General features: G+C 46.2%; 1 protein-coding gene. It reads left to right on the top strand.

What is annotated here, in order from left to right:
* On the top strand, positions 1-653 hold a 653-nt coding region (locus R7040_RS27225; protein WP_318097711.1), incomplete at both ends, for a DUF3549 family protein.

The raw sequence follows: 653 nt of genomic DNA on the forward strand, positions 1-653 counted from the left end.
TCTTACTTTTTGAACTGGGTGCTCTCCCCTTACTTAAAAAATCTGATATTGGCAACTTCATTAAATACGTAGTTGAAGCCATGGGCACTCGTCTAAGCGAAGAGATGTCTGAAGAGCAACAACAAAAACTCTCCAATAATCCATACACGTTCAAACCTTCTGAAGACAAAATGGCGGTATTCCACAGCCAAGTTCGTGCAAATTTGGATCTACCCACCAGCCAATATTACGAACATACACAGCACTACTTCACAGGCGGTCTAGGCTGGGAAAACTGGCAGACGGTTGGCCTGCAAGGAATCACCGATATCGCCGCACGCCTTGGTAAAGAGCAAAATGCGGTCACTCTGCGTAAAGCTCTCAATCATTTACCTAACGAGCCTCTATACGCACTGCTTGGTGCTCTTGAGCATGTCGACTTACAAGAACGACTAGCGCAGCGTATCGCAGAAAAAGCGCAGCAAGAGATTCACAGCACAGAACCAGATTTGTTCTTGCTATCGGCATTAACTCGCGCGTTAGCAGGCGCTCCAACTGAAGTCTCTTTACCAGTACTAGAAGCGATTTTGCAAAGCCCTCGTTTAAGTCACCAAGAAGTACTGATCGGTATTGCGGGACGAGCATGGCATCTTCTTTCTGATGCAAAAATCGCT

The organism is Vibrio sp. 1069, from assembly GCF_033340555.1.